15 protein-coding genes and 1 tRNA gene are annotated in these 15,394 nt (G+C 71.7%); 7 read left to right on the top strand and 9 right to left on the bottom strand.

The features are described from left to right. Window positions 1-55 precede the first annotated feature (55 nt). Window positions 56-985: an ROK family protein gene (locus FS769_RS09920; RefSeq protein WP_144832946.1), complete on the bottom strand. Its 930-nt coding sequence runs from the start codon at window positions 983-985 to the stop codon at window positions 56-58. Between the two features lie 157 nt (window positions 986-1,142). Here FS769_RS09920 and FS769_RS09915 point away from each other — a divergent pair, with 157 nt between their 5' ends. From FS769_RS09915 to FS769_RS09905, 3 genes are read left to right on the top strand one after another with little or no spacing between them, the layout of a single operon-like run. Beyond that, window positions 1,143-2,186 (top strand): MoxR family ATPase, encoded by a 1,044-nt coding sequence (locus tag FS769_RS09915; protein ID WP_144832944.1) that lies wholly within the window; start codon window positions 1,143-1,145, stop codon window positions 2,184-2,186. Window positions 2,187-2,194: 8 nt separating this feature from the next. After that, a complete protein-coding gene (locus FS769_RS09910) occupies window positions 2,195-3,445 on the top strand; it encodes a DUF58 domain-containing protein (RefSeq protein WP_144832942.1) in 1,251 nt (416 codons plus the stop codon). After that, a complete protein-coding gene (locus tag FS769_RS09905; RefSeq protein WP_230705145.1) occupies window positions 3,435-5,729 on the top strand; it encodes a DUF3488 and transglutaminase-like domain-containing protein in 2,295 nt (764 codons plus the stop codon). The genes FS769_RS09910 and FS769_RS09905 overlap by 11 nt, the downstream gene beginning before the upstream one ends. Window positions 5,730-5,771: 42 nt before the next feature. Here the strand turns inward: FS769_RS09905 and FS769_RS09900 are convergent. From FS769_RS09900 to FS769_RS09885, 4 genes are all read right to left on the bottom strand, one after another. Further along, window positions 5,772-5,863: transfer RNA gene (locus FS769_RS09900), tRNA-Ser, on the bottom strand. A 66-nt stretch (window positions 5,864-5,929) separates the two neighbouring features. Continuing rightward, window positions 5,930-6,856, bottom strand: a complete 927-nt coding sequence (locus tag FS769_RS09895; RefSeq protein WP_144832940.1) for an acetamidase/formamidase family protein — start codon at window positions 6,854-6,856, stop codon at window positions 5,930-5,932. Then, window positions 6,853-8,277: an APC family permease gene (locus tag FS769_RS09890; RefSeq protein WP_144832938.1), complete on the bottom strand. Its 1,425-nt coding sequence runs from the start codon at window positions 8,275-8,277 to the stop codon at window positions 6,853-6,855. The genes FS769_RS09895 and FS769_RS09890 overlap by 4 nt, the downstream gene beginning before the upstream one ends. 34 nt (window positions 8,278-8,311) lie before the next feature. Further along, a complete protein-coding gene (locus FS769_RS09885; RefSeq protein WP_144832936.1) occupies window positions 8,312-9,214 on the bottom strand; it encodes a proline iminopeptidase-family hydrolase in 903 nt (300 codons plus the stop codon). A 78-nt stretch (window positions 9,215-9,292) separates the two neighbouring features. Between FS769_RS09885 and FS769_RS09880 the strand changes: the two genes are divergently transcribed. Then, window positions 9,293-10,036 carry a FadR/GntR family transcriptional regulator gene (locus FS769_RS09880; protein WP_144832934.1) on the top strand — a complete coding sequence of 248 codons (744 nt, stop codon included), beginning with the start codon at window positions 9,293-9,295 and terminating at the stop codon, window positions 10,034-10,036. 113 nt (window positions 10,037-10,149) lie between these two features. Here FS769_RS09880 and FS769_RS09875 read toward each other — a convergent pair whose 3' ends face one another. Together FS769_RS09875 and FS769_RS09870 are read right to left on the bottom strand one after the other, a co-directional pair. Further along, window positions 10,150-10,728 (bottom strand): GNAT family N-acetyltransferase, encoded by a 579-nt coding sequence (locus FS769_RS09875; protein ID WP_144832932.1) that lies wholly within the window; start codon window positions 10,726-10,728, stop codon window positions 10,150-10,152. Continuing rightward, complete coding sequence (locus FS769_RS09870) at window positions 10,725-11,096, bottom strand: MerR family transcriptional regulator (RefSeq protein WP_144832931.1); 372 nt, start codon at window positions 11,094-11,096, stop codon at window positions 10,725-10,727. The genes FS769_RS09875 and FS769_RS09870 overlap by 4 nt, the downstream gene beginning before the upstream one ends. A 118-nt stretch (window positions 11,097-11,214) precedes the next feature. On the opposite strand from FS769_RS09870, the gene FS769_RS09865 reads away from it, so the two are divergent. Beyond that, window positions 11,215-12,708 carry a SulP family inorganic anion transporter gene (locus FS769_RS09865; protein WP_144832929.1) on the top strand — a complete coding sequence of 498 codons (1,494 nt, stop codon included), beginning with the start codon at window positions 11,215-11,217 and terminating at the stop codon, window positions 12,706-12,708. Between the two features lie 24 nt (window positions 12,709-12,732). Here FS769_RS09865 and FS769_RS09860 read toward each other — a convergent pair whose 3' ends face one another. Further along, window positions 12,733-13,668, bottom strand: a complete 936-nt coding sequence (locus tag FS769_RS09860; protein ID WP_222123922.1) for an AraC family transcriptional regulator — start codon at window positions 13,666-13,668, stop codon at window positions 12,733-12,735. A 304-nt stretch (window positions 13,669-13,972) separates the two neighbouring features. Here FS769_RS09860 and FS769_RS09855 point away from each other — a divergent pair, with 304 nt between their 5' ends. After that, entirely contained in the window at window positions 13,973-14,314 is a 342-nt protein-coding gene (locus tag FS769_RS09855; protein ID WP_144832927.1) for a hypothetical protein, read from the top strand. A 54-nt stretch (window positions 14,315-14,368) separates the two neighbouring features. Here FS769_RS09855 and FS769_RS09850 read toward each other — a convergent pair whose 3' ends face one another. After that, window positions 14,369-14,821, bottom strand: a complete 453-nt coding sequence (locus FS769_RS09850) for a helix-turn-helix domain-containing protein (RefSeq protein WP_144832925.1) — start codon at window positions 14,819-14,821, stop codon at window positions 14,369-14,371. Window positions 14,822-15,094: 273 nt separating this feature from the next. Here FS769_RS09850 and FS769_RS09845 point away from each other — a divergent pair, with 273 nt between their 5' ends. Next, entirely contained in the window at window positions 15,095-15,295 is a 201-nt protein-coding gene (locus FS769_RS09845; RefSeq protein ID WP_144832924.1) for a hypothetical protein, read from the top strand. Window positions 15,296-15,394 lie beyond the last annotated feature (99 nt).

Genomic DNA, 15,394 nt, shown 5'->3' with positions numbered 1-15,394 from the left:
TCCGTCGCCGGGATTCACCGCCGAAACCGGCCCCGCGACGACGGCACGCGGCGCCTCACGCCTGCAGCGCCAGCGCGGCCGCGCCCAGCAGCGGTCCGTCGCCGTCGAGTCCCGACCCCACGATGCGGCAGCGGCGCGCGTAGGCGTGCAGAGAGGCGGCCTGGGCCGCCGCGCGCACCTGATCGATGTAGTCGGGCGCGACCTGCGAGAACCCGCCGGCGATGGCCACGGCCTCGAGGTCGCACAGCGTGGCCGCGGCCGCGATCGCCTGCCCGACGGCGGTGGCCGAGCGGCGCACCGCGCGGACGGCGATGTCGTCACCCGCCGCGTGCGAGGCGGCGAGATCGAGCCCCGTCAGGCCCTCCCACCCCTGGGCGCGTGCCCACGCGACAGTGCCGGGTCCGGCCGCGACGGCTTCAAGGGTCGAGGCGACGACCTCGCCGTCGTCGATGGTGCGCACGAAGATCTGGCCGAGGTGTCCGGCATTGCCGCTGGCGCCCCGCACCGGCTCGCCGGCCAGGACGAAGCCGCCGCCCACGCCCGTCGACACCACGATGGCCATCGCGTCGTCGCAGCCGACCAGGGCTCCGCGCCAGTGCTCGGCGAGGGCGATGCAGGTGCCGTCCAGGGCCAGGTGGATCGGACCGTCGACGAGTCCGTCGAGCACCTCGTCGATCTGCAGGCCCGCGGCCAGGGGAAGGTTCAGCGGCGACACCGACCGCGACGGGAGGTCGACGGGACCGGCACTGCCCACCCCGATCGCTCCCACGCGGGCACCGGGCACCGCGGCGAGCGCGGCGACGGCGGCCTCGCGGACGTAGCGGGCGATCTGCGCACGGTCGGCCTCGCGCCCCGTCGGGCGCCGGGCCACGCTCGCACGCTCGACCTCTCCCTCGACGGACACGAGGGCCGCGTCGACCTTGGTCCCGCCGATGTCGACGGCGAGCACGTGAGTGAACGGGAGGGTGGTCGCGGTGTCGGGCATGGGGCTCCTCGGGCGGATCGACGCCCCCGATCCTAGGGGTGCAGCCGTGCGCCCCCTGTGCACCCGGCTCTTTCCGACCCGCCGCACCATGACGCGGGTTACGATCAGGTCACGGCGGCGAGGATGCGCCGCCGCCCTCCACGACACAAGGGATGCCATGGACGAGACGGTCACGCCCGAGGCGACCACGCGGACACGCCGCACCGACACGAGCCCGCGCCCGGGCGTCGACATCGGCCTGGACGCCGCGTCATTCGCCCAGCTGACCGGCGACATCGTGGCATCCGTCTCCCGCGTGATCGACGGCAAGCCCGATGCCGTGCGCAGCGCCCTGATCGCGTTGCTCGCCGAGGGACACCTGCTGATCGAAGACGTTCCCGGCGTCGGCAAGACCATGCTCGCGCGGGCCCTGGCCGCCACGGTCGACGCCGACGTGCGGCGCATCCAGTTCACTCCCGACCTCCTTCCCGGTGACATCACGGGCGTGTCGGTGTTCAACCCGGTGCAGCGGCAGTTCGAGTTCACCCCCGGTGCCGTGTTCGCCAACATCGTGATCGCCGACGAGATCAACCGCTCCTCCCCCAAGACGCAGTCGTCGCTGCTGGAGGCGATGGAGGAGCGCCAGGTCACCGTCGACGGTCGGACCCACGTGCTCCCCTCGCCGTTCCTCGTCGTCGCGACGCAGAACCCCCTCGAGATGGAGGGCACCTACGCGCTGCCCGAGGCGCAGCGCGATCGCTTCCTGCTGCGCATCTCGATGGGGTATCCGGATGCCGCGGCCGAGGCGCTCATGCTGCGCCAGCGCGACAGCGTGAACCCGCTCGACGGACTGACTCCCGTGGTGACCGCGCGTCAGGTGACGGCGATGATCGCCTGGGCGCGCGGCGTGCACGTGGCGCCCGCGCTCGAGGACTACGTCGTCGCCCTCGCGCAGGCGACCCGCAGCCATCCCGACATCCGCCTGGGGGCGAGCCCCCGCGCGACCCTGCAGCTCGTGCGCGCGGCGAAGGTGCGCGCGGCCCTCGACGGTCGCGCCTACGTCATCCCCGACGACATCACGGCGCTGCTGTCGCCGGTGTTCGCCCACCGTCTGATCGCCAACCGGTCGGCGGCCGGCGGTCGCGCCGGGGCCGCCGTGGTCGCCGACGCGCTCGATCGGATCGCCACGAGCGTCCGCGTGCCGCTCGCGCCGCGACCGTGAGGCCGGCCGTGCGGCGCTGGTGGCCGTTCACCGTCCGCGGCACCGGCGCGGTGCTGCTGGCCGTGGCCTCGTTCGTGATCGCCCAGCGCGCCGGCATCCCGGAACTGTTGTACTTCGCCTCGCTGCTGGCGGCGCTTCTCGCGGCCTCCGGCATCGCCCTGCTGCTCACGCGGGGCGCGGGCTCGGTGACGCGCACGATCACCCCGGAGGTGCCCGAGGTCGGCGCCCGCGCGAGCGTGCTCGTGCGCGCGGGTCTGCACAGCGCGCTGCCGACGGGCCCCGGACGCTGGCGTGACGCGCTGCCGTCGGGTCTCTCGGGTCGGGCGGAGGGCGCTTCTCCCGGCCTCTCATCGACGCTCGCGGGCGCGGGCGGAGCGATCGAGGTGCGTTACGAGGTCGTCGGCACGTCGCGCGGCATCCATTCCCTCGGTCCGTTCGAGGTCACCACGACCGATCCCTTCGGCCTGGTCCGGCGGCGGCTCGCCCTCGGGCGCCCCACCCCCGTGACCGTGGGTCCGGCCGTGGTCGACCTCGCTCCCCTGCCCACCGCGTCGGGCGAGGCCGGCGGGTCGCGCCAGACGACGACGATGCAGTTGGGCCAGGGCGCCGACAACCTCGTCGCCCGGCCCTACGCCCCGGGCGATTCGATGCGGCGCATCCACTGGCGGGCGACGGCCCACCGCGACACCCTCATGGTGCGTCAGGAGGAGCAGGAGTCGTCTCCGGCCGCGACGGTCGTGCTCGACCGCGCGCTGTCGCGCTGGTCGCCGCTCGCCGCGCACGCGCCGGGCGCCGATGCGGCGTTCGAGACGGCAGTCAGCGCGTGCGTGTCGGTCATCGCACGTCTCGTGCACGAGGGCTACACCGTCGACGTCGTCGACAGCGACGGGGCCCTGCTCACGGATCCCGTCGAGGGCGGTGACGACGTCGACGCCCGCCGGACCGCGGCCGGTTTCGCGAGCCTGCGTGCGCGCCCCGACGACCCCTCGCACCGCATCGTGCCCGCCTCGGCCGGCGCGCTGCTGGGCCCGGTCGTGGTGGTCACCGGACGACTGGGGGCCGACGATCGTGCTTCGCTGGGGACCGTGGCGCGACATTCGGCGATGCCGGTGCTGATCGTCGTCGCGGACGAGGGTTTCGACACCGACCTCGACGGCCTGCGCGCCGGCGGATGGCGTGCGTCCCTCGTGCGGTCAGGCGGCGAGGTCGCCGCATCGTGGGACGACGCCATGGAACAGGGGTATTCCCGTGTCGGCTGACCTCACGGTGCTGCGCACCCCGCGTCGACGTCGCGATGCGACGATGCTCACCCTGGGGCTGTTCGCGGCCATCGTCTCGGCGATGCTGCCGGTCTTCTCGGTCATCGCGCCGGGCCCGTGGGTCGCGGGCGCCGTCGTCGTGACGGCCGGGGTGCTGGGCGCGGGCCTGCTGGTGCGCATCGCCCGCCTGCCCGCGATCCTCGCCAGCGCCATCGAGCTCGGTGTGTGGGTCGTGCTGCTGACGGCGATCTTCGGTCGCACCACGGCGCTCCTCGGGCTCATCCCCACCCCCGCCACCTTCGCGAGCGTCCCGGGTCTGCTCTCGGGGGCGTCGGAGGAGATCCGCCTCGGTGTCGCCCCCGTCGAACCGGCCGTCGGCCTGGCGTTCCTGCTCGTGGGAGCGATCGGCGGACTCGCCCTGGTGCTGGATCACGTCGTGCTCACGGCCCGGATGCCGTTGCTCGCCGGCGTCGGTCTCGTCGCGGTCTCGTTGATCCCGACCATCGCGATCCCCTCCGACGTCGACATCGTCGCCTTCGTGCTGCTGGCGGCCTCTCTGCTGTTCCTCTTGCGCGTCGACACACGCGCTCGGGCGATCGCGGTGTCCGACCGCGACCCGGCCCCGCGTCGCCTGGGCGCCTCGTCGACCGCGCTCGGCGTGGCCGCCGTCGCCGTGATCGTCGCCGTGGTCGCCACCCCGCTGCTGCCCCAGCCGGGCCTGCGTTTCGCGACCGGCGGGACCGGCGGTATCGGGACGACCATCAACCCCAACCTCGAACTCGGCAACGACCTGCGCCAGCCGCGCGAGGTCGACGTGCTGACCGTGCGCACGACCGGGCCGACCGCCCCGTACCTGCGTGCCGTCACGCTCTCGCGCTTCGACGGCGCCGTGTGGGAACCCGACAGCTCCGATACGGTGCCCGTGCCCTCCGACGGGCCCGTGTTCGACCGCGTGGGCGTCGACCAGGACATCGCCCTGGCCGATTGGTCGACCACCGTCACCGTCGATCAGCTCGACAGCCCGTGGCTGCCCGTGCCCTACCCCGCCTCGACCGTCACGGGACTGTCGGGCGACTGGCTGGGCATGCCGCAGAACCGCACCGTCGTCACCCGCGCCGGCTCGACGCGCGACCAGGTGTACGAGGTGCAGGCGAACGTGCCCCGGCCGACCCTCGAGCAGATCCGCGCCCGTCAGGTCGGCAGCCCCGACCTCGACCCGGCGCTCACCTCGCTGCCCCCCGACGTCCCCGCCATCATCGGCGACACGGCTCGACAGGTGACGGCCGGCGCGAGCACGTCGTACGACGCGCTGATCGACCTGCAGACGTGGTTCCGCAGCAGCGCGTTCCGCTACTCCCTCGATGCGCCCGTCGAGGCGGGCTTCGACGGGGCGGGGATGGATGCCGTCGCCGACTTCCTGCAGGTGCGCGCAGGCTACTGCGTGCACTACGCCTCGGCGTTCGCGGTCATGGCGCGCTCGCTGGGCATGCCCTCGCGCATCGTGATCGGGTACCTGCCCGGCACGGCCTCGAGCATCCCGCAGCAGGGGGGCATCGAGTACACGGTCACCTCCAGCCAGCTGCACGCGTGGCCCGAGGTGTACTTCCAGGGCATCGGCTGGGTGCCCTTCGAGCCGACCAACAGCCTCGGCGTGCCCACGAACTTCGCCTCCAGCTCCACGACAGGGGGAGCCGCCCCCACGACCCCCGAAGAAGACGCGGCCGTTCCCTCGACGGCTCCGTCGCCGGCGGCGTCGTCGGCGGATCGCGGAGACACCGGGGCGGTGGAGGCCGGAGGCGCGGGCGTGGCCGCCCGCACCGGCACGGCGTGGATCCCCTCCGTCGTGATCGCACTCGCACTGCTGCTGCTGGCTGCCGCACCGTCGGTCGTGCGCACCGTCGTCCGGCGCCGTCGACTCGCCGCCGCACGGGCGGGAGACCCGGTGGCCGCGTGGACGGCGATGCGCGAAGACGCCGTCGATCTCGGCATCCCCTCCCCCGCGAGCGTGTCGCCGCGCGCCTACGCCACCCAACTCGTCGACGAGCACGGCGTGGACGCCGACGACGTCGATCTGCTCCGCGCAGCGCTCGAAGAGGTCAGCTACGCCGGAACGGAGCCGGATGCCGCGGCGGGACCCGCGCTCGCCGACGCGGTCGAGCGCATCCGCACGCAGTTGGCGTCGGGCGCCTCCCGCACGCGACGCCTCGTGGCACGGATCGCGCCGCGCTCCCTCCTCGTGCGACCGGGGGCCGAGGCCCCGGAGCGCGAGACCACCCCCGTCTGACGAGCGAAAAGCGCCACCCCCTGAGGGGTGACGCTCTTCGTGTGGCGGAAGTGACAGGATTTGAACCTGCGAGGCGAGTTACCCCGCCTACATGGATTCCAGCCATGCTCCTTAGGCCGCTCGGACACACTTCCAAGGGACGATCTTACACGGCGCTCCGGCCCCGCTCGAACCGCCACCGCGTCCGGGCCACCCCCCGGTCAGAGCACGCTCTTGGGCAGGCGGTGCAGCGTCACCGCCCCCACGGCGCGGAACGGATGCAGCGGATCGGGCGCTTCCGACCCCGTCGGTCCGCCCAGCTCGCTGTGCACGAGGGCGCTCATGACCGCGTACGCGTCCATCCGGTCCCAGCCGCGCTCGTCGACGAGGTGGTCGAAGACGTCTTCGTAGCCGCGCCGGACGCTCTCCTGCACGGGGTCGCCCAGGCCGACGAAGATCCACTCCTCGTCGGTCTCGACGCGGGGCGCGCGCAGAGCGGCATCCGGGATCAGATCGATCGAGACCACGGCCACGCCCGCCGCCTCGATCGCGACGAACGACGACTCGCCGCGGGCCATCACGGCGTGGATGTCGCCGATCGACAGCAGCGCCCCCTCGACCTCGACGGGCAGGTACACCGTGGCGCCCGGGGCGACGTCGGTGAGGTCCATGTTGCCGCCGAGCGCGGTCGTGGGCATGACGGTGGAGTTCTGCCCCGTCGCCGGCGCCGTGCCGATGCACCCGATCATCGGACGCGCGGGCACCACGTGCCGCTCGGTGAGGTGAACTCCCTCCGCGTCGATCGGGATGCGCCGGCTGACGACGTGGTCGGGCATGCGGTGCTGCAGCGCTCCGGCGCCGGGGAGGCTCTGCGACCAGCCGTAGTCTCCCAGGCGGATCTCGTGCACGTGCACCGCCAGGGCGTCGCCCGGCTTCGCCCCCTCGACGTACACCGGACCCGTCACCGGGTTGATCGGCGCCTGGAGGGCAGCGAGATCGCCGTGGTCGTGCAGCTCGGCGTACACCGCGTCGTCGGTCTCGAACGCGATCCTCTCGCCGGTGCCGGGGCGGATGCGCAGCACCGGGGGCACCGAGGCGTCGTACCCCGGGCGACCGTGCTCCTTACCGAGCCGGTGCTCGAAGGTCATCGGGACGCCACCTCTCCGCCGCCCTCGCCGGCGGTCGCCGTGGCGTGCTCGGGCAGGGGTCCGGTGGCCCCGCCGCTCTTGCGGGCGAAGATCACGTAGACGATCGCGCCGACGACCAGCCACAGGATGCCGCCGATCTTGGCGGTCATATCGGCGTTGAGCAGCACGTATCCGATGATCAGGAAGCCGACCAGCGGCACCACGAGGTGGAGCAGGTAGTTCTTCGACTTCTTCTTGCCGAGGTAGTACGCCGCGACCGACACGTGCAGCAGCATGAAGCCGAGCAGGGCGCCGAAGTTCACCAGCGACGAGATGACGGCGATCTGGCCGACGAAGAACAGCACCAGCACGAGCGAGATCGCGCTCACCAGCAGGATCGCCGCCATCGGCACCTGGCGCGAGGTGACCTTCGACAGGAAGGCGGGAAGGCGCCGGTCGCGGCTCATCGAATAGAGCAGGCGCGAGGTCGCCGCCTGGGCCGCGACCGCGTTGGCGATGCCGACCGCGATGACGTTGACCGCGAGGAAGGCGGTCGCCCACCCGCTGCCGGCGGCCTTGGCCACGAGCAGGAAGAAGGCGTTGTTGACCTCGTCGTCGCCGAAGGCGATCGTGCCGTTGGCGAGGGCGCTGGCGAACCAGGTCTGCGCGATGAAGAGCACCGCGACCACGAGCAGGGCGATGATCATGGCGCGACCGCCGGACTTCCGGTCACCCGTGGACTCCTCGGCCATCGTGGAGATGCCGTCGAAGCCGAGGAAGCTCAGCACCGCGATCGAGAGGGCGGTGGCGATGAGCGCGGGGTTGACCTTCTCGGCATCCCACAGCGGAGCCATGGTGAACTCCGCGCCGGGGATCGTGCCGGACGACAGGGCGACCATCGCGATCACGACGAAGATCACCACGAAGGCGAGCTGGATCGCGAGCATGACCCGGTTCGCGATCTTGATCGAGCCGATGCCGAGCACGTTGATGACGGTGTTGATGATGACGAACGAGACGGCCCAGATCCACTGCGGGACGTCGGGGAAGATGCCCGCCATCGACGAGGCCGCGAACACGTACAGCAGCGTCGGCACGAGCAGGTAGTCGAGCAGGATCGCCCAGCCCGCGAAGAAGCCCACCGTGGGGTGCAGACCGCGACCGACGTACGAGAAGACGGAGCCGGCGATCGGGAACGCCTTCGACATCTGCGCGTAGGCGAGGGCGGTGAAGATCATCGCGATCACGCCGGTGAGGTAGACCAGCGGCACCATGCCGCTCGCGGCGTTGAACACCACGCCGAAGATCGCCCACGGCGCGATGGGCACCATGAAGACGAGACCGTAGACCACGAGGTCGAAGGTGGACATGGAGCGCTTGAGCTCCTGCTTGTAGCCGAACGACTCCAGCGACTGCTGGGCCTCGGGGGCGGGGTGCGACATCGGGTCTCCTGGTTCGGGTGGGGTGGGGCGGGTGTCAGGGAAGGGGCGCGAGGAAGTCGGCGATGACCGTGCGGAAGGCGTCGGGCATCTCGAGGTGGGTGCAGTGGCTCGCCCCGGCGAACACGTGCGAGCGGGCGCCGGGGATGTGCGCGACGAAGGGCTCCCACGTCTCGGGGGTGGCCTCGTCGAACTCGCCGGCGACCACCAGCGTGGGCACGGCGACCTGGGGCAGGCGGTCGATGATCGTCCAGTCACGACCCGTGCCGACGACGTGGAACTCGTTCGGCCCGTTCATCGTGAAGTAGACCGTGGGGTCGGCGAGCATCTGCTGCTCGCTGTCGACGAAGTCCTGCGGCATCGGCGTGACGCGGCACACATGGCGCTCGTAGAACACGCGGGTGGCCTCGGCGTACTCGGGGTCGTCGAGGGTGCCGGCGGCCTCGTGCCGGTCGAGGGCGTCGCGGGCGTCTTCGGGGAGTTCGGCGCGCAGTCGCGCCGCTCCCGCGAGCCAGAGGGCCATGGATGCCGGGGAGTTGCAGATCTCCAGGCTTCGCAGCCCCGCGGGCTGACGCACGGCGATCTCGGCGCCGAGCATGCCGCCCCACGACTGACCGAGCACGTGGTACTCGTCGAAGCCGAGCGCTTCGCGCAGGTTGTGGAACTCGTCGACGAACAGCTGCGGCACCCACTGGGAGGCCGAAGCGTCGGGGTGGTGGGAGCTCTTGCCGCACCCGATCTGGTCGTAGTGCACGACGGTGCGACCGGTCAGCTCCGCGAGGGCGTCGAGGTTCGAGACGTAGTTGTGCGCCATCCCGGGGCCCCCGTGGAGCACGAACAGCGGCGCGGCGCCGGTGGGCTCGGTCGGTTCGGTGAGGCGGGCCCAGGTGAAGCCGTCGCGGAAGGGAACGGTGATCTCGCGTTGCGTGGAGCGGTGCATGCAGTCATGGTGGACCCGTTAAAGGTGCGTTGGCAAACCTTTTCTGCGGAATTAACATGGGAGAAACGACGGGAGCCCATGGCCGACACCGACGACGCCTCCCTGGTGGAGCGCGTGACCGATCGATTGATCACCGCCGTGGCGGTGGGCGAGTTCCTCCCGGGCACCCGTCTTCCCGCCGAGCGCAACCTCTCTCCCCTCCTGGGCGTCGGACGCACCACGGTGCGCGCGGCCCTCGACGACCTGTCGACACGCGGCCTGATCGAACGGCGTCGCGGACGGAGCGGCGGCACGTTCGTCGCCGAAGACTGGCCCGACTCGATCGTGGTCGGCGTCGACCGGTGGTTCGAGGAGCGATGGAGCGACCTCGTCGACGCGTGCACGGCGAGCTCGATGCTGCACTCCTCGCTCGCGCGCCTGGCCGCCGAGCGGCGCACCGACGCCGACATCGCCGCGATGCGGGGCCGCCTCGACGACTTCCACGCGGCGGAGTCGGGCGACCCGAAGCAGCGCGCCGACAGCCTGCTGCACCTCGCCATCATCGACGCCGCGCACAACACCGCGCTGCGCGACATCCTGCTCGAGCACGAGCGACACCTCTCGCTGTCGGCCCCGGCGCACCCCTGGGGCGACCGGGGAAGTCACCTCCGCATGGAGACGCGCGCCGCCCGCGAGCACGACGCGATCGTCGACGCGATCGTGCAGGCCACCCCCGACGAGGCCGCCGAGCTCGCGCGCCGACACGTGCAGATCGACCTCGAGCTGTTCACCGAGGCGCGGGAGTTCGCCCGTCGTCGCGCCGCCGAGGCCGCCGCCGGCTGAGCCCGCGCCCACACGCGTCCGCCTCACGCCACGATCACCGCGAGACTGCATCTCGCTGACACGCCCGTTGCAGACTGCGGCCGTTTCGTCGGCGAGATGCAGTTTCGGCGCGATCAGGCCTCGCGCAGACGCTCCTCGAGACCGGCGCGCACCGCGGGCCACTCGTCGCGCAGGATCGAGAAGTACAGCGTGTCGGCCACGCTGCCGTCGGGAGCGATGCGGTGCTGTCGCAGGCGCCCCTCGCGGGTGGCCCCGAGACGCTCGATGGCGCGCGCGCTGCGCTCGTTGCGGGCGTCGCACCGGAGCGCCACGCGATTGACCTCCCACGCCTCGAACGCGTGGGTGAGAAGCAGCATCTTCGCGGCGGGGTTGGTGCGACCGCCCTGGAACGCGCGGCCGTACCAGGTCGTCCCGATCTCGACCCGCCCCTGCGCGGGCACGTACTCGTAGAACGTCGTGGCGCCGCGGACCTCACCGGTCTCGGCATCCCGCACCGTGAAGGCGTACAGCCCCGGCGTCGCGCGCTGCTGCTCGACGCGCGCGGCGTAGGCCTCGACCGAGTCCGCCCAGGGCGTGGTCATGCGGCTCCACAGCTCCGGGTCGGTCAGCGGCCACGCCTCGGCCGCGTCGTCGGCTCGAGCGGGAGACAGGCGGATGCCGTGACCCTCGAGGACGATGTCGTGCGCGGTCATCGTGCCTCCAGTTGAGCGATGAATTCGTCGGCCGCGGCGACCTTGCGGCGGAGGTCCTCCCGCCGCTGGTGCGCCTCGTCGCGGATGTCGGCGAGCCGCGCGCGCAGCGCCTCGTCGGAAGGATCGGCCTCGAGGCCGTCGACCACCGAGAGCAGCTCCCCCATCTGCTCGAGGGAGTAGCCGAGCGGCTTCATGCGGCGAATGAGGAGCAGGCGCGACTCGTCGTCGGCGGTGTAGAGACGGAAGCCACCCTCGGTGCGGGCCGAGGGACGCAGCAGACCGATCTCGTCGTAGTGACGGAGCGTGCGGATCGACAGCCCCGTCCGCTCGGCGAGCTCGCCGATCTGCATGGGTCGCACCTCGGTCATCGCATCCCCGATCCCGCAACCCTCTCGTTACGGTAGAGTCTAGTTCGTCGCGATCGCGACCCCCCTATTCTTCCCCGCGCCGACGCGGGTCCCCTCCCCTACCTCCTGGAGACTCTCCATGACCTCTGCCCTCGCGCGCCCGCGCACCGAGCCCACCGTCCTGCAGGCCCTGCGCTCCCCCCGCCTGCTCACCCGCGAGGTGCTCGCCGGCCTCGTCGTCGCCATCGCCCTCATCCCCGAGGCGATCGCGTTCTCGATCATCGCCGGCGTCGACCCGCGCCTGGGCCTGTTCTCGTCGTTCGTCATGGCGGTCGCCATCTCGTTCCTTGGCGGACGCCCCGCGATGATCTCGGCCGCCACCGGTGCGATCGCCCTCGTCATCGCCCCCGTCGCCCGCGAGCACGGTGTCGACTACCTGCTCGCGACGGTGATCCTCGGCGGCCTCCTGCAGGTGATCCTCGGCCTGCTCGGGGTGGCCAAGCTCATGCGCTTCATCCCGCGCAGCGTCATGGTCGGCTTCGTCAACGCGCTCGCGATCCTCATCTTCACGGCGCAGGTGCCCCAGCTGATCGGCGTGCCGTGGGCGGTCTATCCGATCGCCGCGGCGGGCCTTGCGATCATGTACCTGCTTCCGCGCCTGACCAAGGTCGTGCCCGCCCCGCTCGTGGCGATCGTGCTGCTGACCGGCGCCGTCGTCGTGTTCGGCATCTCGGTGCCGACCGTCGGCGACCAGGGCGCCCTTCCCGAGAGCCTTCCCGCGCCGCTCGTGCCCAACGTCCCGCTGACGGGCGAGACGCTGGCGATCATCTTCCCGTTCGCGATCGCCATGGCCATCGTCGGACTGCTCGAGTCGCTCATGACCGCGGCCCTGGTCGACGACATCACCGACACCCCCTCGTCGAAGACGCGCGAATCGCTCGGGCAGGGCGCCGCCAACGTGCTGTCGGGCCTGTTCGGCGGAATGGGCGGGTGCGCGATGATCGGCCAGACGATGATCAACGTCAAGGCGTCGGGGGCCCGCACGCGCATCTCGACCTTCCTCGCGGGCGTCTTCCTGCTGGTCCTCGTTCTGGCGTTCGGCGATGTCGTCGCGATCATCCCGATGGCGGTGCTCGTGGCCGTCATGATCGTCGTCTCGGTCGCCACCTTCGACTGGCACAGCATCCGCCCCGCGACTCTGCGGCGGATGCCGGTGAGCGAGACCATCGTCATGGTGCTCACCGTCGCCGTGACGGTGTGGACGCACAACCTCGCCATCGGCGTCGGTGTCGGCGTGATCGCCGCCGCCGTGCTCTTCGCCCGCCGCGTCGCGAGCCTCACCCGCGTCACGCGCGAGGTCGGCGGCGACGTCGCCCGCTACACCGTGGAGGGCGAGCTGTTCTTCGCCTCGAGCAACGACCTCACCACGAAGTTCGCGTACCACGACGACCCCTCGCGAGTGGTCATCGACCTGTCGCGCTCGCACGTGTGGGACGCCTCGACGGTCGCCGCCCTCGACGCCGTGCGCACGAAGTACGCGCACGTGGGCACCACGGTCGAGCTGGTGGGCATGAACGACCACGCCTCGCGCTTCCACGACCGCCTCAGCGGAGAGCTCGGCGCGGGCCACTGACCCGGCGCGGGTGACCGCTTCGTGTCAGGAGCGCAACGTCGTGGAGGGCGTCTCTCCGAACTCGCCGCGGTACATCGCCGCGAACCGGCCGAGGTTCGAGAAACCCCAGCGCGCCGCGATCGCGGCCACGGTGTCGACCGACGGATCGGCGCTGCGCAGCTCGGCGCGCGCGGCGTCGAGACGCACCCGGCGCAGGTACTGCATGGGCGTGCGACCCGTCGCGGCGCGGAAGGCGTACTGCAGCCCGCGGGGCGACAGGCGCGCCGCCTGGGCGATGTCGGCGAGCACCACGGGCTCCGCGGCGTGCGCTTCGACGTACGCCTTGGCGCGGCGCACGGGCGCGGGCAGCGGTCGCGAGGGTCGACCCGCCGCGAGGGCGTCGGTGAAGGTGGTCGGGAAGGCCAGGAGCGACGCCTCGAGCATGAGGGTGCGCGCCTGCTGCTCGATGAGTGGGGTGCGCTCGGGCGAGCGCAGCAGCACGTCGCGCGTGTACTCCCACGTGCGCGACCAGTAGCGCATGCGCTGTTCGCTCACCGGGGCGTAGCCCGTGGCGCGCACGCGCAGGGTGTCGTCACCCGAGAGACGGCGCGCGGCCTCGTCGAAGTCGGTGCGCGAGAACGAGACGGCGGTGCCGGCGATCCTCCCCGTGAAGGCGATCTCGAGAGGACGATCGACCACCATGAACGGCACGGCCGCGTCGATGCGCTCGCGACGATAAGTGGCCGAGACCCGCGGGCCGGCGATACGGCCGACGACGACCTGGTCGAGCGGGTCGGATTCGACCAGCATGGTGGAGCCGATCGTGTAGTCGCAGAACGCGAACCCCGGCTCGGATGCCGCGTGCCAGGTGAGCGCCGGCTGAATCGCCTCGGCTCGCGAGATGCGTGCACCGGGGACGACCGTCTGCCACAGATGCTCGACGGTCTCGGCGTCTCGCGTCTCGATGTTCGTATGCTCCACGAAGTGTCCTCATTCGTCCGGGATCGACGGCGATAACCGGCGCGATAGCGCAGGTGAATGCGGGAACGCTCCCACGCAGTCGATACGACGAATGCGAATTTCGCGGATGCCCCCCATCCGTCTTTCCACCGTATCTTTCCCGCGCGCATTCATGCGCATTTCGACTTGATCAGCCATAAAATGAAGCGCTCAATACAGAATGCGCATTCGCGTGAGTAGTCCTCGGCCAGCGGAGACGGGCCGCGCGCGAGGCCATAATGGGAGGGTGACGCCGCCCGGCGCCCCGCCCGCCGAAGGGACCCGCATGCCGTTCCGCACCATGACGACCCTGCAGACCTGGGTCGACGACTTCCGCGCAATGGGGTACGACCACGCGGAGATCCTGCGGGTGATCCCGCAAGACGGCGACGACGGCTCCGACACGGGTCTGATCGCCGCGCAGCTGCGCAGCGTGTCGACGACGTTCTTCATCTCCCCCGGCCCCGAACAGGGATCCACCGAGTGGGCCGTCACCTTCGAGCCGCGCGAAGACGCCGCACCGCTGCCCGCCGGACGCGTCATGGCGCTGTCGGGCGAACTCGCGACGCTCAGCGCTCTGTGCTCGTTCCTGCAGGCGCGCTCCGAAGCGTTCGTCGCACGCTCCTGACCCGACGCCTCGTCGGCGACGTGATCCGCGGGCGATCCGGACGGTCGCCGATGCTCAGCTGTCGGTGGCCCCGATGAGCTGATCGATGACGCTGGCCGCGATGGCGGCGTGGGCGGGGTCGAGATCGGCGACGGCCTTCTCGATGCCCGCGTCGAACGCGCGCAGGTGACGCCAGGGCTCGGCGTCGAGATCGACGGTCGCGGTGATGTGGTTGACGCGGCGATCCTCGTCGTCGAGGTCGCGGCGCACAGCGCCGCGCTGCACGAGGCGGTCGATGAGGGTCGTGACGCCCGCGGAGGTGATGCCCAGGTGGTCGCGCACGTGCGAGGGACGCGCGCCCGGGTTCTCGGCGACGAACATGAGGGCGCGCGCGTCGAGCTCGTTGAGCGAGAGGACGCGCCGCGCTTCCGCGGCCGCCGTGCGGCGGGCCTCGCCGTAAGCGAGCAGCGCGCGACTCAGGTCCGACCCCGGCGAGGGGGGCGTCGAAGCACCGGTAGACGTCTGCACGAGGCACGATCGTACTCACTGCAACCCAGAGCGCCGCCCGCTTGCGCCCGCGCGCCGTCATCGTGACACTCCGGGCCGACGCACAGGCCACCCTTTCGCGAACGCCCCGCGGGTCGGCCCGGCGGCGGAGTACGTGGTTCCCGGCCGGGCATGCTCACCGTGTCACCGCTGTCAAGGGCGCGTCTCGCCGCGCATCGCGGGGTGAGGACTGAGGTCACGACCCCGTCGGGAGACGGGCATCCCCGTCGGGAGACGGGAGCGAGGAGAACGACCATGATCTACGGACAGCAGAGCGGACGGCAGACGGGCTCGGTGTGGAGCATCGCGATGACCGCCGCCATGGGCAACGGCATCGGCCCGCGCTCGATCGATGAGGCCCCCCAGCCGTCGGCGACGGCGCCCGCGACGAAGCGGTGGCCCTGGTCGCGCACGCACGAGGTCGGCGAGGCGAAGGAGGTCGCGCCCCCGGCGTGATCGACCGCCCCTTCACCCGACGCGTCGGTTCCTTCCCCCGGGAGCCGGCGCGTCGGCTCGTTCACGGAGGCGAACCGGGTCGTGTCCCGGCGTTCATGC

The sequence above is a fragment of the Microbacterium sp. BH-3-3-3 genome (assembly GCF_007679045.1).
Classification (GTDB): domain Bacteria; phylum Actinomycetota; class Actinomycetes; order Actinomycetales; family Microbacteriaceae; genus Microbacterium; species Microbacterium algihabitans.
The sequence above is the reverse complement of the archived record's forward strand: the minus strand, read 5'-3'. Positions and strand labels throughout refer to the sequence as shown.

Bases quoted from the DNA above. Each gene is read 5' to 3' on its own strand.
- FS769_RS09920 (WP_144832946.1), bottom strand. From the start codon at position 985: ATGCCCGACACCGCGACCACCCTCCCGTTCACTCACGTGCTCGCCGTC.
- FS769_RS09915 (WP_144832944.1), top strand. From the start codon at position 1,143: ATGGACGAGACGGTCACGCCCGAGGCGACCACGCGGACACGCCGCACC.
- FS769_RS09895 (WP_144832940.1), bottom strand. From the start codon at position 6,856: ATGACCTTCGAGCACCGGCTCGGTAAGGAGCACGGTCGCCCGGGGTAC.
- FS769_RS09890 (WP_144832938.1), bottom strand. From the start codon at position 8,277: ATGTCGCACCCCGCCCCCGAGGCCCAGCAGTCGCTGGAGTCGTTCGGC.
- FS769_RS09885 (WP_144832936.1), bottom strand. From the start codon at position 9,214: ATGCACCGCTCCACGCAACGCGAGATCACCGTTCCCTTCCGCGACGGC.
- FS769_RS09880 (WP_144832934.1), top strand. From the start codon at position 9,293: ATGGCCGACACCGACGACGCCTCCCTGGTGGAGCGCGTGACCGATCGA.
- FS769_RS09875 (WP_144832932.1), bottom strand. From the start codon at position 10,728: ATGACCGCGCACGACATCGTCCTCGAGGGTCACGGCATCCGCCTGTCT.
- FS769_RS09870 (WP_144832931.1), bottom strand. From the start codon at position 11,096: ATGACCGAGGTGCGACCCATGCAGATCGGCGAGCTCGCCGAGCGGACG.
- FS769_RS09865 (WP_144832929.1), top strand. From the start codon at position 11,215: ATGACCTCTGCCCTCGCGCGCCCGCGCACCGAGCCCACCGTCCTGCAG.
- FS769_RS09855 (WP_144832927.1), top strand. From the start codon at position 13,973: ATGCCGTTCCGCACCATGACGACCCTGCAGACCTGGGTCGACGACTTC.
- FS769_RS09845 (WP_144832924.1), top strand. From the start codon at position 15,095: ATGATCTACGGACAGCAGAGCGGACGGCAGACGGGCTCGGTGTGGAGC.